We start from the raw sequence: 16001 nt of genomic DNA on the forward strand, positions 1-16001 counted from the left end.
TCGCCGGTCACGGCCGCCTTGTGGGCGTCGGAACCCTTGCCGCCGTAGTTGCCCTCCTCGATGTACTTCTTGGCGTTGTCCCAGGCGCCGCCGCCCGACGTCATCGAGATCGCGACGAACAGGCCGGTCACGATCGTGCCGAGCAGCATCGCGCCCAGCGCCGAGAACGCGGCCGCCTGGCCCGCGATCAGGTTGACGATGATGTAGAGCAGGATCGGCGCCACCACCGGAAGCAGCGAGGGGATCACCATCTCGCGGATCGCGGCCTTGGTCAGCATGTCGACCGCGCGGCCGTAGTCGGGCTTGGCGGTCCCTTCCATGATCCCCTTGATCTCGCGGAACTGACGCCGCACCTCGACCACCACGGCGCCGGCGGCGCGACCGACGGCGGTCATGCCCATGGAAGCGAACAGGTAGGGCAGCAGCCCGCCGATCAGCAGCCCGACCACCACGAACGGGTCCTGGAGGACGAAGGTCACGGGGACGTCGGGGAAGTAGTGCTTCAGGTCCTCGGTATAGGCCGCGAACAGCACCAGGGTCGCGAGGCCGGCGGAGCCGATCGCGTAGCCCTTCGTGACCGCCTTGGTGGTGTTGCCGACCGCGTCGAGCGCGTCGGTTGTCACGCGCGTCTCCTTCGGCAGATCGGCCATCTCGGCGATGCCGCCGGCGTTGTCGGTGACCGGGCCGTAGGCGTCGAGAGCCACCACCATGCCGGCCAGCGCCAGCATCGTGGTCACGGCGATGCCGATGCCGAACAGGCCGGCGAGCGCGTAGGCGATGATGATGCCGGCGCAGATCACGATCGTCGGCAGGGCGGTCGACTCCATCGACACCGCGAGGCCCTGGATCACGTTCGTGCCGTGGCCGGTCTCCGACGACTTGGCGACGCTGCGCACCGGGCGGTAGCTCGTCGAGGTGTAGTACTCGGTGATCCAGACCAGGAGGCCCGTGACGCCGAGCCCGACGAGGCTGCACAGGAACAGGTCGAAGCCCGTGACCGAGGCGCCGCCGATGCGTTCCATCGGCGTGCCGAGGCCGAACATCAGCAGAGTGGCCAGCAGGATCAGCACCGCCGAGATCGCGGCGGTCACGATGAGGCCCTTGTAGAGGGCGCCCATGATGTTGTTGCTCGGCCCCAGCTTCACGAAGAAGGTGCCCGCGACCGAGCCGATGATGCAGACCGCGCCGATCACCAGCGGGTACATCATCATCTCCGACTGGGTGGTGCCGGTGAAGAAGATCGCGGCCAGCAGCATGGTCGCGACGATGGTGACGGCATAGGTCTCGAACAGGTCCGCGGCCATCCCGGCGCAGTCGCCGACATTGTCGCCGACGTTGTCGGCGATCACGGCGGGGTTGCGGGGATCGTCCTCGGGGATGCCGGCCTCGACCTTGCCGACGAGGTCGGCCCCGACGTCGGCGCCCTTGGTGAAGATGCCGCCGCCGAGGCGGGCGAAGATCGAGATGAGGGAGGCGCCGAAGCTCAACGCGACGAGGGCTTCAAGGATGGCGCGCGTCTCGAACCCGGATGCGAGCAGGATGCCGTAGTAGACCGCGACGCCGAGCAGCCCCAGGCCGACCACCAGCATCCCGGTGATCGCCCCCGACTTGAACGCGATGTCGAGTGCCGGCGCCAGCCCGTGCCGGGCCGCCTCGGCCGTGCGGACGTTGGCGCGGACGGAGACGTTCATGCCGATGTAGCCCGCCAGGCCGGACAGGATCGCACCAACGAAGAAGCCGACCGCGGCCTGGATGCCGAGGACGAAGCCCAGCACGATGCCGATGACGACGCCGACGATGGCGATCGTCAGGTATTGCCGGTTCAGATAGGCCTTCGCGCCCTCCTGGACGGCGCCGGCTATCTCCTGCATGCGCTCCGAGCCGGCGCTCGCCGCCATGACCTGCTTGCCCGCATAGGCCCCGTATGCCAGCGCGAGCAGGCCACAGAGGATGACGAAGAAAAACGCGATTGACATCAATCCCCCCACCTTCCCTTTTTGAGGATGGTCCCAGTGCCCGCATTTACCGCCATAGATCAAGGTGGTAGCGGGAAATTTGGTGCCGGCGAAGCATGCCGGAGGGAAACGCGCAAAGCAACTGGGGCAACAACTCCGGAGCAGATCCACTGCCCAGGAGTGGTGTCCCCCGGCAATCCGCAGCCGTGACCGCGCAAGTTCCGCCGCCGGACGCCCCGAATCGGGGCGCGGCGGGCGAACACCGTCACATCGGGCGCTGCGTCACCACCTGGACCAGTACGTCGCGGAAAGCCTCCTGGCCGAGCACGCGCCGGCTCGCCGCGTTCAGGCGCTCCTTCACCTGCGCCAGGTCGAGCAGGCCGGCCTGGATCATCGTCCCCGACGCGACGGCGCCGTAGAGGCTGGTCAGGTAGGCATCCGTCAGCCGCGGGCCCTGTGCGCGCACGCGCTCGGCCGTCGCGGCGTCGCCGACCTCGACCGCGACCAGCAGGGTCACGAACTGGTCGATGCGGTCCGAGGCGAGGACGGGGACGGTCAGCGGGCCGATATTGACGAACAGGGGCACGCCGGTGGACGGCGGAGGCGGCGCCTGCGCCTGGCCGGCCTCCCGGTCCTCCTCCGCGCCCTCCTCCGCGGCCTGTCCGTAGCCGAGCTCGACGAAGACGTACCAGCCCGCGCCGAACCCGGCGCCGGCCATGAAGAGGGCACCGAACAGAAGAAGGAGAATGCGCATGGTCCGGTCTCCCCGAACGGCCGCAGTGCCGCGGAGCTACGATGCGCAGCTTCCGTTAAGGCCCGCTTAACCGTCCTGAAAATGGACCCAGCCGCGTCCCGCGAGGGGAACGGGCGCACCCGACGGGTCGAGGACTCGGACCCCGGCGGCACTCCCCGCCTCCACCATCCCACCGATCCGCGTCACGTCCACGCCCGCGTCGCGCGCGAGTGCCGCGATCTCGCCCTCGCGCGCGGCATCGGCGGTGAAGACGATCTCGTAGTCGTCGCCGCCGACCAGCGGCAGCGTGCGCAGGTCCGGCCGCAGGCCGACGGCCGCGCGGGCCGCTGCGGAAAGCGGCACCCGCTCCATCGCGATCTCGGCCGCGAGGCCGGAAGCCGCGCAGAGATGGCCGAGATCCGCGACCAGGCCGTCGGAGACGTCGAGGCCGGCGCTGGCGACAGCGCGCAGCAGCGGGACGGCGGCGAGCCGGGGCCGGGGCCGGCGGTAGCGGTCCGCGAGTTCGGCGGCGGCGGCCGGGCCGGGATCGAGCCGGCCCTGGAGCACGAGCAGGCCGAGCGCGGCGTCGCCGAACGTACCGGTGACGAAGACGGCGTCTCCCGCGCGCGCGGTGCCGCGGCGCAGCGCCCGCCCCTTCGGAACCGTCCCCATCGCCGTGACGCTGATGACGAGCGGCCCGGGCGTCGCGACCGAATCGCCGCCGAGCAGCGCGATGGCGAACAGGCGCTGCGCCTCGGCAAGCCCGCCCGCGAACGCCTCCAGCCAGGCGTCGTCGCACCCCCTGGGCATCGCCAGCGCCAGCGTGTAGCCGAGCGGGTCGGCCGCCATCGCGGCGAGGTCGGAGACGTTGACCCCCAGCGCCTTGACGGCGACGTCGGCCGGAGGGTCGCCCGGAAGGAAATGCACGCCCTCGACGAGGGCGTCCGTGGTCACGACCAGCTCGCGGTCCGGGGCGAGCGCTAGAAGAGCCGCGTCGTCGGTCAGCCCCAGGCTGGCCGGGTTCCCGGCCGCCAGCGGCCTGAAGAACCGGTCTATGCGGTCGAACTCGCCGAGCCTGTCCCCGGCCGGGCGCGGACCGTCACTCGCCGGCGGGGTCACGCCCCTCCCCCGAAACCTCGTCCGGGCGCAGCGTCCGGGCGACGCGGTCGAGCACGCCGTTGACCATCCCGGGCTCGCGGCCGGCGAAGAAGGCCCGGCCGACGTCGACATACTCGCTGATCAGGATGCGCGCATGCGTGCCGCCATGGGCGAGGATCTCGAACGCGCCCGCGCGCAGGATGGCGCGCAGCAGCAGTTCCAGCCGGTCCAGCGGCCATTGCGGGTCGAGCGAGCCCGTGACGATCCGGTCCACCTCCTCGCGCCGGGCCATGGCGCCGCGCAGGATGTCGGCGAAGAGCTGCGGGTCGGCGGCGACATAGCGGTCGCCGTCGATCTCCTGGCCGATGCGGTGCTTCACGAACTCGCCCAGCACGGTCTCGGGATTCGTGCCGGTCAGGTCGATCTGGTAGAGCGCCTGCACCGCCGCCAGCCGGGCGGCCTTGCGCCGGGCCTTCGCGGAACCGCCGCCGCGCTGCTTCTTCGGCTCGGGCGTCTCGTCCCCGCGGGAAGCCGCCTTGGCAGCGGCCAGCCGCGCGGCAGCGCGCAGTGCGTTGTCGGTCTTGGACATGGGTCCTGGAGCTTATCTCGGGTACAGCCGGAATTGGCGCTTGATCTCGATCATGTCAAGGCACGCCTGCGCCGCAACCCCGCCCTTGTTCCGGCCGGCGACCGAGGCGCGCGCCCAGGCCTGGTCGTCGTTCTCGACCGTGAGGATGCCGTTGCCGATCGCGAGCGTATAGCGCAGCGCCAGGTCCTGCAGGCCGCGCGCGCTTTCCTGGCACACATAGTCGTAGTGGGTCGTCTCGCCGCGGATGACGCAGCCGAGCGCCACGTAGCCGTCGAAGCGCCGTCGGCCGGTGTCGAAATCCATCGCCCGCACGGCGATCCGGATCGCCGCCGGGATCTCGAGCGCGCCCGGGACGGGGAAACGCTCGTAGGTGCAGCCGGCCGCTTCCAGCGCGGCGACGGCGCCGCGGCCGAGCTCGTCGGCGATGTCCTCGTAGAAGCGCGCTTCCACGATCATGACATGGGGCTTGTCGGACATGAGGCTATTCCGTTTCCTTGCTGTCGCCCGCGGACCCGCCGGCGATCGGCTGCCGGCCCACGACCTGCAGACCGTAGCCGTCGAGGCCGACGATGGTCTTGCTGCGGTTCGAGAGGAGCACCATCTCCCGCACCCCGAGGTCGCCCAGGATCTGGGCGCCGACGCCGTAGTCCCTCAGCTCCGGGCCGTCGTCGTCGTCCCCGCCGCCCTGGAGCACGGCCCTGACCCGCGACGAGAGGCTGGTCGGCTGCGGCTCGCGCAGCAGGACGACGACGCCCCGCCCCTCCGCGCCGATCCGGCTCATGGCCGCCTGCAGGTCGCCGCCGCGCCCCCCGGCCTTCTCGTACAGCACGTCGTCGAGCACGTTCAGCGCATGCATGCGGACCAGCACCGGCCCGGGCGTGGCGATGTCGCCCTTCACCAGGGCGATGTGCTCGGCATAGGCGATCTTGTTGACGTAGACGACCATCCGGAACTTGCCGCCGAAGCGGCTGTCCAGCTCGGTTTCGAGCGCGCGTTCGACCACCGTCTCGGTGCGGCGGCGGTAGTTGATCAGGTCGGCGATCGTCCCGACCTTCAGGCCGTGGAACTGCGCGAACTTGATCAGGTCCGGCAGGCGCGCCATGGTGCCGTCGTCGTTCATGATCTCGCAGATCACGCCCGCCGGGCTCAGGCCGGCGAGGCGCGCGATGTCGACCGCGGCCTCGGTGTGGCCGGCGCGGACCAGGACGCCGCCGTCGCGCGCGACCAGCGGGAAGACGTGGCCGGGCGAGGCGATGTCGCGCGGCGTGCTCTGCGGGTTGATCGCGACCTGGACCGTGCGGGCGCGGTCGGCGGCCGAGATGCCGGTCGTCACGCCCTCGCGCGCCTCGATCGACACGGTGAACGCCGTCTCGTGGCGCGACGCGTTCTGGCGCGCCATCAGCTGCAGGCCGAGCCGCTCGACGTTCGGCCGGTCCATGGCGAGGCAGATCAGCCCGCGGCCGAAGCGGGCCATGAAGTTGATCGTCTCGGCCGTGCACCACTGCGCCGGGATCACGAGGTCGCCTTCGTTCTCCCTGTCCTCGTCGTCGACGAGGATGAACATCCGCCCCTGGCGCGCCTCCTCGATGATCTCCTCCGGGCCCGACAGGAAGTCCAGGTTCCCGGTGCGCTCCCGGCCGGCCGCGACCGCCGCGCCGACCTGTGCCTTCGTGAAGGTCTTCATGATCCCCGTACCGCCAACAGACGCGCGACGTAGCGCGCCAACATGTCCGCCTCGAAATTCAGCCGGTCGCCCGGGCGGCGGCGGCCCAGCGTCGTGCAGTCCCAGGTGTGGGGGATGACGTTGACCCCGAAGATCGCCCCGTCGACCTCGTTCACCGTCAGAGACACGCCGTCCAGCGTCACCGATCCCTTGGGCGCCACGAACTGCGCCAGCTCCGCCGGCACCTCGAACAGCAGCCGGTGGCTGTCGCCCTCGGGCCGGACCTCGATCAGTTCGGCCAAACCGTCGACATGGCCGGAAACGACGTGGCCGCCGAGCTCGTCGCCGAGCCTGAGCGCGCGCTCCAGGTTGATCTCGGTTCCTTCCGTCCAGGCGCCAGCCGTCGATTTGGACAGGGTCTCGGCCGAGGCCGAGACGACGAAGCGCCCACCCCTCTCCGCCGCGGCGGTCGAGACGGCCGTCAGGCAGATGCCGCTGCACGCGATCGAGGCGCCGATCCGCACGTCCGAGAGGTCCTGGCGCGTCTCGATCGTGAAGACGGTGTCGCCCCGCCGCTCCACCTCGGCGATCCGGCCGACATCGGTGACGATCCCGGTGAACATGGTCCCGAACCCAACAATCCTTCGCCCGTCGCGGGCACGATTCCTTCGCCCTCGGCGGGCGCATGCGAGTTGCGCCGGCATCGTCCGGCACGGGGCCATTGGTTGCACGCCCGGCCGCGTTTGCCAAGCGCCTTCCCCGCAGTCAAGGGTCGCGCCGGGCGCGCCTCACATAGGATTCCACGAGATCCTCACCGACCCGGCGCACGCCGGCGCCCTCGAAACGGGGCGCCTGGGCGAGGGCTTCGACGCCGGAGCCCACGACCGCGGCGACGCCGTCGCCGCCGATCACGCTCGGCGCGCGGAACCACTCGATCCGGTCCACGAGGTCTTCGCGAAGCAGCGATCCCGCCAGCCTCGCCCCGCCCTCCGCGAGCACCCGCGTCAGCCCCCGCGCGCCCAGCGCGCGCAGCACCTCGGCCATGTCGATGGCGCCGACCTCGCCGCCCGCCACCTCGATGACCTCGACGCCGCAGTCGGCGAAGGCCTGGGCCCTCAGCCGGTCGACGCCGGCGAGCGCCACCACCCAGACCGGCACCTGGCGCGCGCCGCGCACGAGCCGGCTGGTGAGCGGCAGGCGCAGGCGGCTGTCGAGGACGATGCGGATCGGCGAGCGATGGCCCAGCCCCGGCAGCCGGCAGGTCAGGTCCGGATCGTCGGCGAGCGCCGTGTTCGACCCGATCATGATCGCGTCGTGGTTCGCCCGCAACGCGTGCCCCCAGGCGCGCGCCGCCTCGCCGGTGATCCACTTGCTGTCGCCGGAGCGCGTGGCGATGCGGCCGTCCAGGGTGGTCGCGAGCTTCAGGGTCACGAGCGGCCGCCCCTGCGCGATGCGCAGGAAGAAGCCCCGGTTGACCTCGCGCGCCTCCTCCGCGCACAGCCCGAGCTCGACCTCCAGCCCGGCCTCGCGCAGGAAGCGGACGCCGCCGCCCGACACGCGGGGGTCGGGGTCCTCGCAGGCGACGACGACGCGGGCGAGCCCCGCCGCCAGCAGGGCCTGCGTGCAGGGCGGGGTCTTGCCGAAGTGGTTGCACGGCTCCAGGCTGACATAGGCCGTGGCGCCGGCGGCCGCGCCGCCCGCCTCGCGCAGCGCCTCGGTCTCGCCGTGCGGGCGCCCGCCCGGCTGGGTCCAGCCGCGGCCGAGGATCACGCCGTCCCGGGTGATCACGCAGCCGACCGACGGGTTGGGCGCCACCGTCCCCAGGCCCCGGCGCGCCAGCGCCAGCGCCGTCCGCATCAGCCGGACGTCGTCCTGTCCCCACCGCTGTCCGGACATGGCGGTCAGCCTACCTCCTGCTTCAGCGTGCCGACGATCTCGTTGAAGTCGGCGGCCTCGCGGAAATCCTTGTAGACGGACGCGTAGCGCACATAGGCCACCTGGTCCAGGTTGAGCAGCGCCTGCATCACCATCTCGCCGATCTGCTTCGAGGGGATCTCGCTCTCTCCCGAGCTTTCGAGCTGGCGGACCAGGCTGTTGACGATCCGGTCGATCCGGTCGGCGTCGACCGGGCGCTTGCGCAGCGCGATGCGCATGGAGCGCAGCAGCTTCTCGCGGTCGAAGGGCTCCCTCTGGCCCGTGCTCTTCACGACCGTCAGCTCGCGCAGCTGGACCCGCTCGAACGTCGTGAACCGGGCGCCGCAGCTCGGGCAGAAGCGCCGCCGGCGGATCGCGGAGTTGTCCTCCGTCGGGCGGGAGTCCTTGACCTGGGTGTCGTCGTGTCCGCAGAAGGGGCAGCGCATGGGGCCTCGTCGGATCGTGGTCGGTGGGCGGCGGGCTCAGCCGAGCTTCGCAACCCGGCGCTCGTGGCGCCCACCCTCGAAAGGCGTTTCCAGGAAGGCGAGCAGGCAGTCGCGGGCCACTTCCGCCCCGACCATCCTGGCGCCGAGCACCAGCACGTTGGCGTCGTTGTGCTGGCGGGAAAGGCGGGCCGAGGTGACGTCGTGGCAGAGTGCCGCGCGCACGCCCTTATGACGATTGGCCGCGATGCCGATGCCGATGCCGGTGCCGCAGATCAGGACGCCCCGGGCCACGTCGCCCGCGCGCATGCGGGCGGCGAGCGCGTCCGCGAAATCGGGATAGTCGACGGAGGCGCTCCCGTCCGTCCCGAGGTCCAGCACCTCGCAGCCGGCGGACGCCAGCACCTGCTTCAGGGCGGCCTTCAGTTCCACTCCCGCATGATCGGAAGCGATCGCGATCTTCTCACCCGACATGTCACCAGACCCACGCAAACCGGAAAGTTATCTTCGGCAAAGCCGACCAGAGCCGACCATAGCCGATGTCGCGGGATGCCGCCACATCACCGCCGCCCTGCCCCCTGCCCTGCCCCGCCCCGCCCGTCCAGGGACTCGCGTCCGGCTTCCGGCGCGCTTTCCCGTCTCTTTCCGTAATCCTACCGTTGGAGTGGAAACCGGGCGCAATCTTGAGACGGCGTCCTATACGTCAAGTTGCGCCCTTCGGCTACGGGATAACGGGTACTCCACATCCACTACAATTCGACAAATCGGCCTTCGCCCTGCCTTTCGCGCCAGCGCGAAGGCTGTGGCAGTCTTGGCCCTTCGCTGTAAACGCCCAGGTCTTTAAAATAAGCAGCGGCCCTCTTGCGGAATTTTTATTGACACCTAAATCTCTCTGTGCAACTTGGTGCGGGCCAAGACAATGAATAACCAGGACACTGGGTATGAGTGAGCAGCAGGAACACAATCTCCCCGAGGATGCCATTCTGCGCATGACCACGGACATCGTGTCCGCCTACGTCAGCAAGAATGTCCTTCCGGCGCAGCAGATCCCGGAAGTCATCAACACGGTCTTCTCCTCGCTGACCGGGCTGAACGGGGCGCCGCGCGAAGCGCAGGCCGAGCCTCAGAAGCCGGCCGTGCCGATCCGGAAGTCCGTGACGCCCGAATACATCGTCTGCCTGGAAGACGGCAAGAAGCTGAAGATGCTGAAGCGCCATCTCCGGTCGACCTACGGAATGACGCCGGACGAGTACCGGTCCAAGTGGGGCCTGCCGCCGGATTATCCGATGGTGGCGCCGAACTATGCGGCACAGCGTTCGGAGTTCGCGAAGAAGATCGGTCTCGGCCGCAGTTCCGGCCGCCAGACCCGTCGTCGGGCATCCTGAGGCCTTCGGCCGGCTGGCCGTCGCACCCGGCCGGTCCCGCGGCAGCCCGTCAGCGGCTGCCGCTTTCTTTTCGTGCCGGCACGCAGATCAACGTTTTCGTGCCAGCACGTAGCTCAACTTGGCGACCACCGTGCGCTTGAGCTGCGCCTCGGCGTGCAGGGGGCCGACGACGCTCACCTCGGTGAGGGTGTCCGGGTCCACCGCCGTCGCCTTCAGGTACATGCCGACGCGCTGGAACTCGATCAGCACCTCGCGCTCGCCACCCATCGCTGCCGCCTTCTCCATCCGGACCCGCGCCTTTGACTACCCGGCCTCGAACGGCGGAGGGAGCGGAGAGGTGCCAGCCTCTCCGCTCCGGAAGCACGTGGAGCCGTTGGTATGCCGCGTCAGGCCGCCGAGGTGACCGGGAACGCGCTGTAGTCGAGCGAGGCCGACCAGAACCGCTCGAGCTTGCGCATCGTGTCGTTCGCCTTGGTCAGCTCCTCGTCGGAGAGCCCTGCCTTGTCGAGGGCGTCGATCTGCCGCTCGAACATGGCGCTGATCTTGTCGCGCAGGTCCAGCCCCTTCTTGGACAGGCGCACGCGCACCGACCGGCGGTCATGCGGCGAACGCTCCTGCCCGAGATAGCCGTTCTCGACCATCTTCTTGACGTTGTACGAGACGTTCGACCCGAGATAGTAGCCGCGGGCGGTCAGTTCGCCGACGGTCAGCTCGTCGTCGCCGATGTTGTAGAGGATCAGGCTCTGAACGTTGTTGATGTCCTGGATGCCAAGCCGGTCCAGCTCCGTCTTCAACACCTCCAGGAAATGGCGGTGAAGTCTCTCAATCAGTAGTATACTGTCATAGTAGGGCTGTCGCACGGCCTTCTCCATTGGCTCCGCCGGGGCACGGCGCGGCACCGGCCCGCGCCCGTCGGCTTCCTCCTGATGATAACCTATGGTTCTCCCCGGAGCATATTGATAATTCCCGAAAAATCTTTCCCGCCGTTTCCATTATTGCAGAATATTGCATAAAGAGACGCGGCCTCCGCGCCCAGCGGAGTGGGCGCCCCGCTGCCCTGGGCCGCCTGCTGCGACAGCTTCAGGTCTTTCAGCATCATGTCGGCGGCGAATCCGGGAACGTAGTCGCGGTTCGCGGGCGAGGCCGGGACCGGCCCCGGCACCGGGCAGTAGCTGGTCAGTGACCAGCACTGGCCCGAGGACTTGGACGCGATGTCGAAGAGCTTCTGCGCGTCGAGGCCCAGGCGCTCGGCAAGCACGAACGCCTCGGAAACGGCGATCATCGAGATGCCGAGGATCATGTTGTTGCAGATCTTCGCGGCCTGGCCGGTGCCCGGGCCGCCGGCGTGGATCACCGCCTTGCCCATATGCGACAGGATCGGCTCGGCCCGGGCGAAGGCGGCGTCGCTGCCGCCGACCATGAAGGTCAGCGTGCCGCCCGCCGCGCCGCCGACGCCGCCCGACACCGGGGCGTCGACCATGTCGAACCCCGCTTCGCGGACCGCCGCGCCGACCGCGCGCGCGCTCTCGACGTCGATGGTGGAGCAATCGATCAGCAGCGCGCCGGCCGGGACCGCAGCCAGGACGCCGTCCTCGCCGAGATAGACCGAGCGGACATGCGCGCCGGCCGGCAGCATCGTCACGACCACTTCGGCCGCGCGCGCGGCGTCGGCGGCCGAGGCGGCGGTCTCGATCCCGGCTTCCCGCGCGCGGGCCAGGTTGGCTTCGACGACGTCGAAGCCGAGCACGCGGTGCCCGGCCTTGACGAGGTTGGCGGCCATCGGCCCGCCCATGTTCCCGAGCCCAACGAATGCGATCGTCGCCATGATGTTCCTGCTCCTCCCGATGCGGCCGGCGCGCTGGCCGGCGCCGCTTCTGCGCGTTTGACTACGTCGCCGGGCGCCCGCGGGCGCCCGGTCGGCACCCGGTCAGACAAAAGTCAGTTCGTTGCTGCCGAGCGGCGCGAAATGCTCCTCGACGTCGGCCTCGCCGACGTCGCGCAGGCTCGCCGGCCGCCATTTCGGCGACCGGTCCTTGTCGACCAGCAGGGCGCGGATGCCTTCGTAGAAATCGTGCCCCCGCATGCATGCCTGGCTCAGCCTGTATTCCATGCGCATGGCATCGTCGAAGTCGAGCCCGGCTCCGGTCCTGATCTGCCGCAGCGTGACCTTGAGGCTCGTGGGCGACATCTGGCTCAAGACCGTCAACGTGGCGTTGGCCCAATCGGTTCCTTCGCGCTCCAGGGCGGACAGGATTTCCTCGACGGTGTCGAAGCCGAAGCAGCGGTCGATCGCCGCGCGCTGGGCGGCCAGCGTCGGTTCGCCGGCGTCGCCGGCATGCCGGCCCAGGACCGCGTCGACGATGCCGCCGGCATCCCCGCTCCAGTCTGCCGCGGCCAGATCGTCGACCACCGCCGCCAGGCGCTCGGACGGGACGTGGTGCGTCCCGACGCCGAGATACCGGATGTCGGCCGCATGCAGCCGCGTCCCGGTCAGGGCGACATAGGTCCCGGTCCGGCCCGGGCAGCGCGGCAGGAACCAGCTCCCGCCGACGTCGGGGAACAAGCCGATCCCGGTCTCCGGCATCGCGAACAGGGTGCGCTCGGTGGTGACGCGGTGCGAGCCGTGCACCGAGAGCCCGACCCCGCCGCCCATCGTGATGCCGTCGAGCAGCGCGACATAAGGCTTGGCGAACCGGTGGATGCGGCGGTTCAGCCGGTACTCCTCGCGGAAGAAGTCGCGCGTCAGCGCGCCGCCGCCCTGCCCCGCCTTCATCGCCTTGCCGTCGTCCCACACGGCGCGCACGTCTCCGCCGGCGCAGAACGCGCGGTCGCCGGCCCCCTGGACCACGACGGCCCGAACCGCGGGGTCGCGCTCCCACTGCGCCAGCACGGGATCGAAGGCCCGGATCATCGGCAGGTTGAGCGCGTTGAGCGCCTTCGGCCGGTCGAGCGTGACGACCCCGATCGGGCCCGTCACTTCGAATCGGATGTCTTGAACCTCGGTCATTCTCTTCCCGTATGCGCTGTCGGCGGAGGCGTCACGACGAGAGCAGGCGGCGGGCGATGATCACCCGCATGATCTCGTTCGTGCCCTCCAGGATCTGGTGCACCCGCACGTCGCGCAGGTAGCGCTCGATCGGGTATTCGCGGATGTAGCCGTATCCGCCGTGGAGCTGGAGCGCGTCGTTGCAGACCTTGAAGCCCACGTCGGTGGCGAAGCGCTTCGCCATGGCGCAGTACATCGTCGCCTCGGGGTGGCCCTGGTCGAGCGAGGCCGCGGCCCGGTGGACCATCAGCCGCGCCGCCTCCAGCTCGGTTGCCATGTCGGCGAGCTTGAACTGGAGCGCCTGGAAGTCCGCGAGCTTGCGGCCGAACTGGCTGCGCACGCCCATGTACTCGCGCGCCGCGTCCAGGCTGGCGCGCGCCCCGCCGAGCGAGCAGGCCGAGATGTTGAGGCGCCCGCCGTCCAGTCCCATCATCGCGATCTTGAACCCGTCGCCCTCCTCGCCGAGGCGGTTGGCGACCGGCACGCGGCAGTTCTCGAACACGACCATCGCGGTCGGCTGGCTGTTCCAGCCGAGCTTGCGCTCCTTCTTGCCGAAGGACAGGCCGGGCGTCCCCTTCTCGACGACGATGCAGGAGATGCCCTTGGGGCCCGCCTCGCCGGTGCGCACCATCGCGACGTAGACGTCGGAGGCTCCGCCCCCGGAGATGAACGCCTTCGACCCGTTCAGCACGTAGTGGTCGCCGTCGCGCTCGGCGCGCGCGCGCAGGCTCGCCGCGTCGGAACCCGCCCCCGGCTCGGTCAGGCAGTAGCTGGCGAAGAGCTGCGCCGACGCCAGCCCCGGGACCCAGCGCGACCGCTGCTCCTGGTTGCCGAAGCGGTCGATCATCCAGGTCGCCATGTTGTGGATGGAGAGATAGGCGGAAGTCGAGACGCAGCCGGCCGACAGCTCCTCGAAGATGATGGCGGCGTCGAGCCGCGTCAGCCCGGAGCCGCCGAACTCCTCCTTGCAGTAGATGCCGCCGAAGCCCAGCTCGGCGGCCTGGCGCAGGGCGTCGACCGGGAAGGTCTCCTTCTCGTCCCATTCCGCGGCGTGCGGGGCCAGGGAATCGGCCGCGAAGCCACGCGCGAGATCCTGGAAGGCGCGCTGGTCTTCCGTCAGGTCGAAGTTCATGATCCCGCATCTCCCCCTTCGTGCACAGGACACGGGATGATAGTGGCCCGGCCTCTTCTGTCAATGTTCGGGGGGGCGCACGCGAAAGTCTTTCCGCCGCCAGGAACCGGGCGGGCTCCGATGCTGTTCCTTGCTGGCCGCTGGGGCGAGTCTCGTGAGGGCGAAGCTGGTGCACGCGACATGAAGATGGCCGTCGTTCTCAATGCCGGGGCCGGCTACCTGCTGGGCCGGCCGCCGCAAGACGCCGCCGACCTGGTCCGGCGCCTGTTCGCCGAGGCGGGCCACGACGCCGACGTCGAGGTCGCCGAGGGGCGCGGCATCGTCGACGCCGTCGCGCGGGCCGCCGCCGCGGGGGCCGACGCGGTCGTCGTCGGCGGCGGGGACGGCACGGTGGCGTGCGCGGCCAACCGCCTCGTCGGGACCGGCACGCCGCTGGGCATCCTGCCGCTGGGCACGCTGAACCTCTACGCGCGCGACCTCGACACGCCGCTCGAGGTCGAGGAGGCCATCCCGGCGCTTGCCGCCGGCGAGGTCCATCCCCTGGACGTCGCCGAGGTCAACGGCCGCATCTTCCTCAACCATTCGGCCTTCGGCCTCTACCCGCTGATGATCCGCGAGCGCGAGGACATGCGCGCACGGCAGAAGATGTCGAAGCGCAAGCTCTCGAAATGGCCGGCCATGGCGGTCGCCGTGGTGAAGTCGCTGTACCGCTACCCGATGTTCACGGTCGGGCTCGACCTCGGCACCGGGCCGACCAGCATCGTGACCCCGGCGCTCGTCGCCTCCAACAACCGCTACGAGGAAGGGTTCGCCCCGATCCCCCGGCGCAGCAGCCTCGATTCGGGCCGTCTCGGCGTCTATGTCGCGCGGCACCGCCGCCCGCTCGCCATGGCCCGGCTGATGGCGGAGATGGTCCTGGGGTCCTGGCAGCAGGACGAGGAGCTGGACGTGTTCGAGACCCGGGAGTTCACCGTCACCAGCCGGCGCAGCCGCCTGCAGGTCGCGAACGACGGCGAGTTGGAGGTGATGATCCCGCCCCTGAAATACCGCCTGCGGCCGGGCGCGCTGCGCGTCCTGGTGCCCCGGGGCGCGGCACTCGACCGGCTCAAGGCCGCGGCATCCGGCCGGGAGACCGATGCCCTCGACGCGGTGCCCCGGTCGGCATGAGAAAGATCGCCCACATTTCCGACCTGCATTTCGGCCGCATCGACCCGATGGTGGTGGAGGCGCTGCTCGCCGACATCGAGCGGCTCCGGCCCGACCTCGTCGTCATCAGCGGCGACCTGACCCAGCGGGCCCGGCGCAGCCAGTTCGACGCCGCGCGCGACTTCCTCGCGCGGCTGCCGGTCCGGCACATGGTGGTCCCCGGCAACCACGACATCCCGGCCTTCAACCTGTTCGCCCGGTTCTCGCGGCCGTTCTCGGCCTACCGGCACTTCGTCTCGCGCGACCTGAACCCCTACTGGCAGGACGACGAGATCGCGGTGCTGGGCCTCAACACCGCGCGCCCGGTGATCCTCGACTTCGCCGAGGGCCGGGTGAACCGCCTCCAGATGGAGCGCGCGGCCGAGGTCTTCCGCGAGGCGGGCCACGGCCGCTTCAAGATCGTCTTCACCCACCACCCGTTCCTGCCGCCTCCGGACGCCCCGGGCACGCGGCTGGTCGGCCGGGCCCGGCGCGCGCTCGCGGCGATCGAGGCCGCCGGGGTGGACCTGCTCCTCGCCGGCCATCTCCACCGGGCCTATGCCGGCGACATCATGGGCCACCACACCCATATCGAGCGCTCGATCCTGGTGGCCCAGGCCTCGACGGCGACCTCGACGCGCCTGCGCCGGGAGCCCAACGCCTACAACTTCATCACCATCGGTCCGCCGGGGATCGAGATCGAGGTCCGGTCGTGGGAAGGCGCGCGCTTCACCGGCGGCATGAGCAGCCGCTACGAGAAGCGCGGCGACGTGTGGCAACTGGTCGCGCAAGATACGGGATTGAGGAAGGTGGCGGGCGGCGCGTACCATCGCGTCCGACAAGGTTGAACACGGCCCC

The 16001-nt window shown here is 70.2% G+C and carries 18 protein-coding genes; 3 read left to right on the forward strand and 15 right to left on the reverse strand.

Translation table 11 applies throughout. The features are described from left to right. The 10 genes from VGO20_RS17660 to rpiB all read right to left on the reverse strand — a co-directional run. A partial coding sequence (locus tag VGO20_RS17660; protein WP_327503685.1) for a sodium-translocating pyrophosphatase occupies nucleotides 1-1976 on the reverse strand: 1976 nt, incomplete at its 3' end. Nucleotides 1977-2220: 244 nt separating this feature from the next. After that, entirely contained in the window at nucleotides 2221-2709 is a 489-nt protein-coding gene (locus VGO20_RS17665) for a flagellar basal body-associated FliL family protein (RefSeq protein WP_327503686.1), read from the reverse strand. A gap of 66 nt (nucleotides 2710-2775) precedes the next feature. After that, nucleotides 2776-3807, reverse strand: coding sequence for a thiamine-phosphate kinase (gene thiL / locus VGO20_RS17670; RefSeq protein ID WP_327503687.1), 1032 nt, complete (start codon nucleotides 3805-3807; stop codon nucleotides 2776-2778). Then, nucleotides 3788-4375: a transcription antitermination factor NusB gene (gene nusB / locus VGO20_RS17675; protein WP_327503688.1), complete on the reverse strand. Its 588-nt coding sequence runs from the start codon at nucleotides 4373-4375 to the stop codon at nucleotides 3788-3790. Before nusB ends, thiL begins: the two co-directional genes overlap by 20 nt. A 12-nt stretch (nucleotides 4376-4387) precedes the next feature. Beyond that, nucleotides 4388-4852: a 6,7-dimethyl-8-ribityllumazine synthase gene (locus VGO20_RS17680; protein ID WP_327503689.1), complete on the reverse strand. Its 465-nt coding sequence runs from the start codon at nucleotides 4850-4852 to the stop codon at nucleotides 4388-4390. Nucleotides 4853-4856: 4 nt separating this feature from the next. Continuing rightward, complete coding sequence (ribB, locus tag VGO20_RS17685; protein ID WP_327503690.1) at nucleotides 4857-6059, reverse strand: 3,4-dihydroxy-2-butanone-4-phosphate synthase; 1203 nt, start codon at nucleotides 6057-6059, stop codon at nucleotides 4857-4859. Continuing rightward, nucleotides 6056-6661 carry a riboflavin synthase gene (locus VGO20_RS17690; protein ID WP_327503691.1) on the reverse strand — a complete coding sequence of 202 codons (606 nt, stop codon included), beginning with the start codon at nucleotides 6659-6661 and terminating at the stop codon, nucleotides 6056-6058. Before VGO20_RS17690 ends, ribB begins: the two co-directional genes overlap by 4 nt. Nucleotides 6662-6803: 142 nt before the next feature. After that, a complete protein-coding gene (gene ribD / locus VGO20_RS17695) occupies nucleotides 6804-7934 on the reverse strand; it encodes a bifunctional diaminohydroxyphosphoribosylaminopyrimidine deaminase/5-amino-6-(5-phosphoribosylamino)uracil reductase RibD (protein WP_327503692.1) in 1131 nt (376 codons plus the stop codon). Nucleotides 7935-7939: 5 nt separating this feature from the next. Further along, a complete protein-coding gene (gene nrdR, locus VGO20_RS17700) occupies nucleotides 7940-8398 on the reverse strand; it encodes a transcriptional regulator NrdR (protein WP_327503693.1) in 459 nt (152 codons plus the stop codon). 36 nt (nucleotides 8399-8434) lie between these two features. After that, entirely contained in the window at nucleotides 8435-8869 is a 435-nt protein-coding gene (gene rpiB / locus VGO20_RS17705) for a ribose 5-phosphate isomerase B (protein WP_327503694.1), read from the reverse strand. A gap of 467 nt (nucleotides 8870-9336) precedes the next feature. Between rpiB and VGO20_RS17710 the strand changes: the two genes are divergently transcribed. Next, nucleotides 9337-9780 carry a Ros/MucR family transcriptional regulator gene (locus VGO20_RS17710; RefSeq protein WP_327503695.1) on the forward strand — a complete coding sequence of 148 codons (444 nt, stop codon included), beginning with the start codon at nucleotides 9337-9339 and terminating at the stop codon, nucleotides 9778-9780. An 87-nt stretch (nucleotides 9781-9867) separates the two neighbouring features. Here the strand turns inward: VGO20_RS17710 and VGO20_RS17715 are convergent, their stop codons facing one another. From VGO20_RS17715 to VGO20_RS17735, 5 genes are all read right to left on the reverse strand, one after another. Beyond that, nucleotides 9868-10065, reverse strand: coding sequence for a DUF6898 family protein (locus tag VGO20_RS17715; RefSeq protein ID WP_327503696.1), 198 nt, complete (start codon nucleotides 10063-10065; stop codon nucleotides 9868-9870). A 101-nt stretch (nucleotides 10066-10166) separates the two neighbouring features. Next, a complete protein-coding gene (locus VGO20_RS17720; protein WP_327503697.1) occupies nucleotides 10167-10640 on the reverse strand; it encodes a MarR family winged helix-turn-helix transcriptional regulator in 474 nt (157 codons plus the stop codon). Between the two features lie 74 nt (nucleotides 10641-10714). Continuing rightward, nucleotides 10715-11608 (reverse strand): 3-hydroxyisobutyrate dehydrogenase, encoded by an 894-nt coding sequence (gene mmsB / locus VGO20_RS17725; RefSeq protein ID WP_473964860.1) that lies wholly within the window; start codon nucleotides 11606-11608, stop codon nucleotides 10715-10717. A 99-nt stretch (nucleotides 11609-11707) separates the two neighbouring features. Further along, complete coding sequence (locus VGO20_RS17730) at nucleotides 11708-12787, reverse strand: enoyl-CoA hydratase/isomerase family protein (protein ID WP_327503699.1); 1080 nt, start codon at nucleotides 12785-12787, stop codon at nucleotides 11708-11710. A gap of 31 nt (nucleotides 12788-12818) precedes the next feature. Beyond that, on the reverse strand, nucleotides 12819-13958 hold the full coding sequence (locus tag VGO20_RS17735) for an isobutyryl-CoA dehydrogenase (protein ID WP_327503700.1): 1140 nt from the start codon (nucleotides 13956-13958) through the stop codon (nucleotides 12819-12821). A 186-nt stretch (nucleotides 13959-14144) separates the two neighbouring features. Between VGO20_RS17735 and VGO20_RS17740 the strand changes: the two genes are divergently transcribed. Beyond that, on the forward strand, nucleotides 14145-15125 hold the full coding sequence (locus VGO20_RS17740; protein WP_327503701.1) for a diacylglycerol/lipid kinase family protein: 981 nt from the start codon (nucleotides 14145-14147) through the stop codon (nucleotides 15123-15125). After that, complete coding sequence (locus tag VGO20_RS17745; RefSeq protein ID WP_327503702.1) at nucleotides 15122-15991, forward strand: metallophosphoesterase family protein; 870 nt, start codon at nucleotides 15122-15124, stop codon at nucleotides 15989-15991. Before VGO20_RS17740 ends, VGO20_RS17745 begins: the two co-directional genes overlap by 4 nt. Nucleotides 15992-16001 lie beyond the last annotated feature (10 nt).

Origin of the sequence: Arenibaculum sp. (genome assembly GCF_035998295.1) — a bacterium.
Lineage (GTDB): Bacteria > Pseudomonadota > Alphaproteobacteria > Azospirillales > Azospirillaceae > DASYHS01.

What these genes read in the sequence shown, in the direction of transcription:
- VGO20_RS17710 (WP_327503695.1), top strand. Translation starts at nt 9,337, where the DNA reads ATGAGTGAGCAGCAGGAACACAATCTCCCCGAGGATGCCATTCTGCGC.
- VGO20_RS17680 (WP_327503689.1), bottom strand. Translation starts at nt 4,852, where the DNA reads ATGTCCGACAAGCCCCATGTCATGATCGTGGAAGCGCGCTTCTACGAG.
- nusB (WP_327503688.1), bottom strand. Translation starts at nt 4,375, where the DNA reads ATGTCCAAGACCGACAACGCACTGCGCGCTGCCGCGCGGCTGGCCGCT.
- rpiB (WP_327503694.1), bottom strand. Translation starts at nt 8,869, where the DNA reads ATGTCGGGTGAGAAGATCGCGATCGCTTCCGATCATGCGGGAGTGGAA.
- VGO20_RS17665 (WP_327503686.1), bottom strand. Translation starts at nt 2,709, where the DNA reads ATGCGCATTCTCCTTCTTCTGTTCGGTGCCCTCTTCATGGCCGGCGCC.
- VGO20_RS17730 (WP_327503699.1), bottom strand. Translation starts at nt 12,787, where the DNA reads ATGACCGAGGTTCAAGACATCCGATTCGAAGTGACGGGCCCGATCGGG.
- VGO20_RS17690 (WP_327503691.1), bottom strand. Translation starts at nt 6,661, where the DNA reads ATGTTCACCGGGATCGTCACCGATGTCGGCCGGATCGCCGAGGTGGAG.
- VGO20_RS17735 (WP_327503700.1), bottom strand. Translation starts at nt 13,958, where the DNA reads ATGAACTTCGACCTGACGGAAGACCAGCGCGCCTTCCAGGATCTCGCG.
- VGO20_RS17715 (WP_327503696.1), bottom strand. Translation starts at nt 10,065, where the DNA reads ATGGAGAAGGCGGCAGCGATGGGTGGCGAGCGCGAGGTGCTGATCGAG.
- VGO20_RS17740 (WP_327503701.1), top strand. Translation starts at nt 14,145, where the DNA reads ATGGCCGTCGTTCTCAATGCCGGGGCCGGCTACCTGCTGGGCCGGCCG.
- nrdR (WP_327503693.1), bottom strand. Translation starts at nt 8,398, where the DNA reads ATGCGCTGCCCCTTCTGCGGACACGACGACACCCAGGTCAAGGACTCC.
- VGO20_RS17745 (WP_327503702.1), top strand. Translation starts at nt 15,122, where the DNA reads ATGAGAAAGATCGCCCACATTTCCGACCTGCATTTCGGCCGCATCGAC.
- ribD (WP_327503692.1), bottom strand. Translation starts at nt 7,934, where the DNA reads ATGTCCGGACAGCGGTGGGGACAGGACGACGTCCGGCTGATGCGGACG.
- ribB (WP_327503690.1), bottom strand. Translation starts at nt 6,059, where the DNA reads ATGAAGACCTTCACGAAGGCACAGGTCGGCGCGGCGGTCGCGGCCGGC.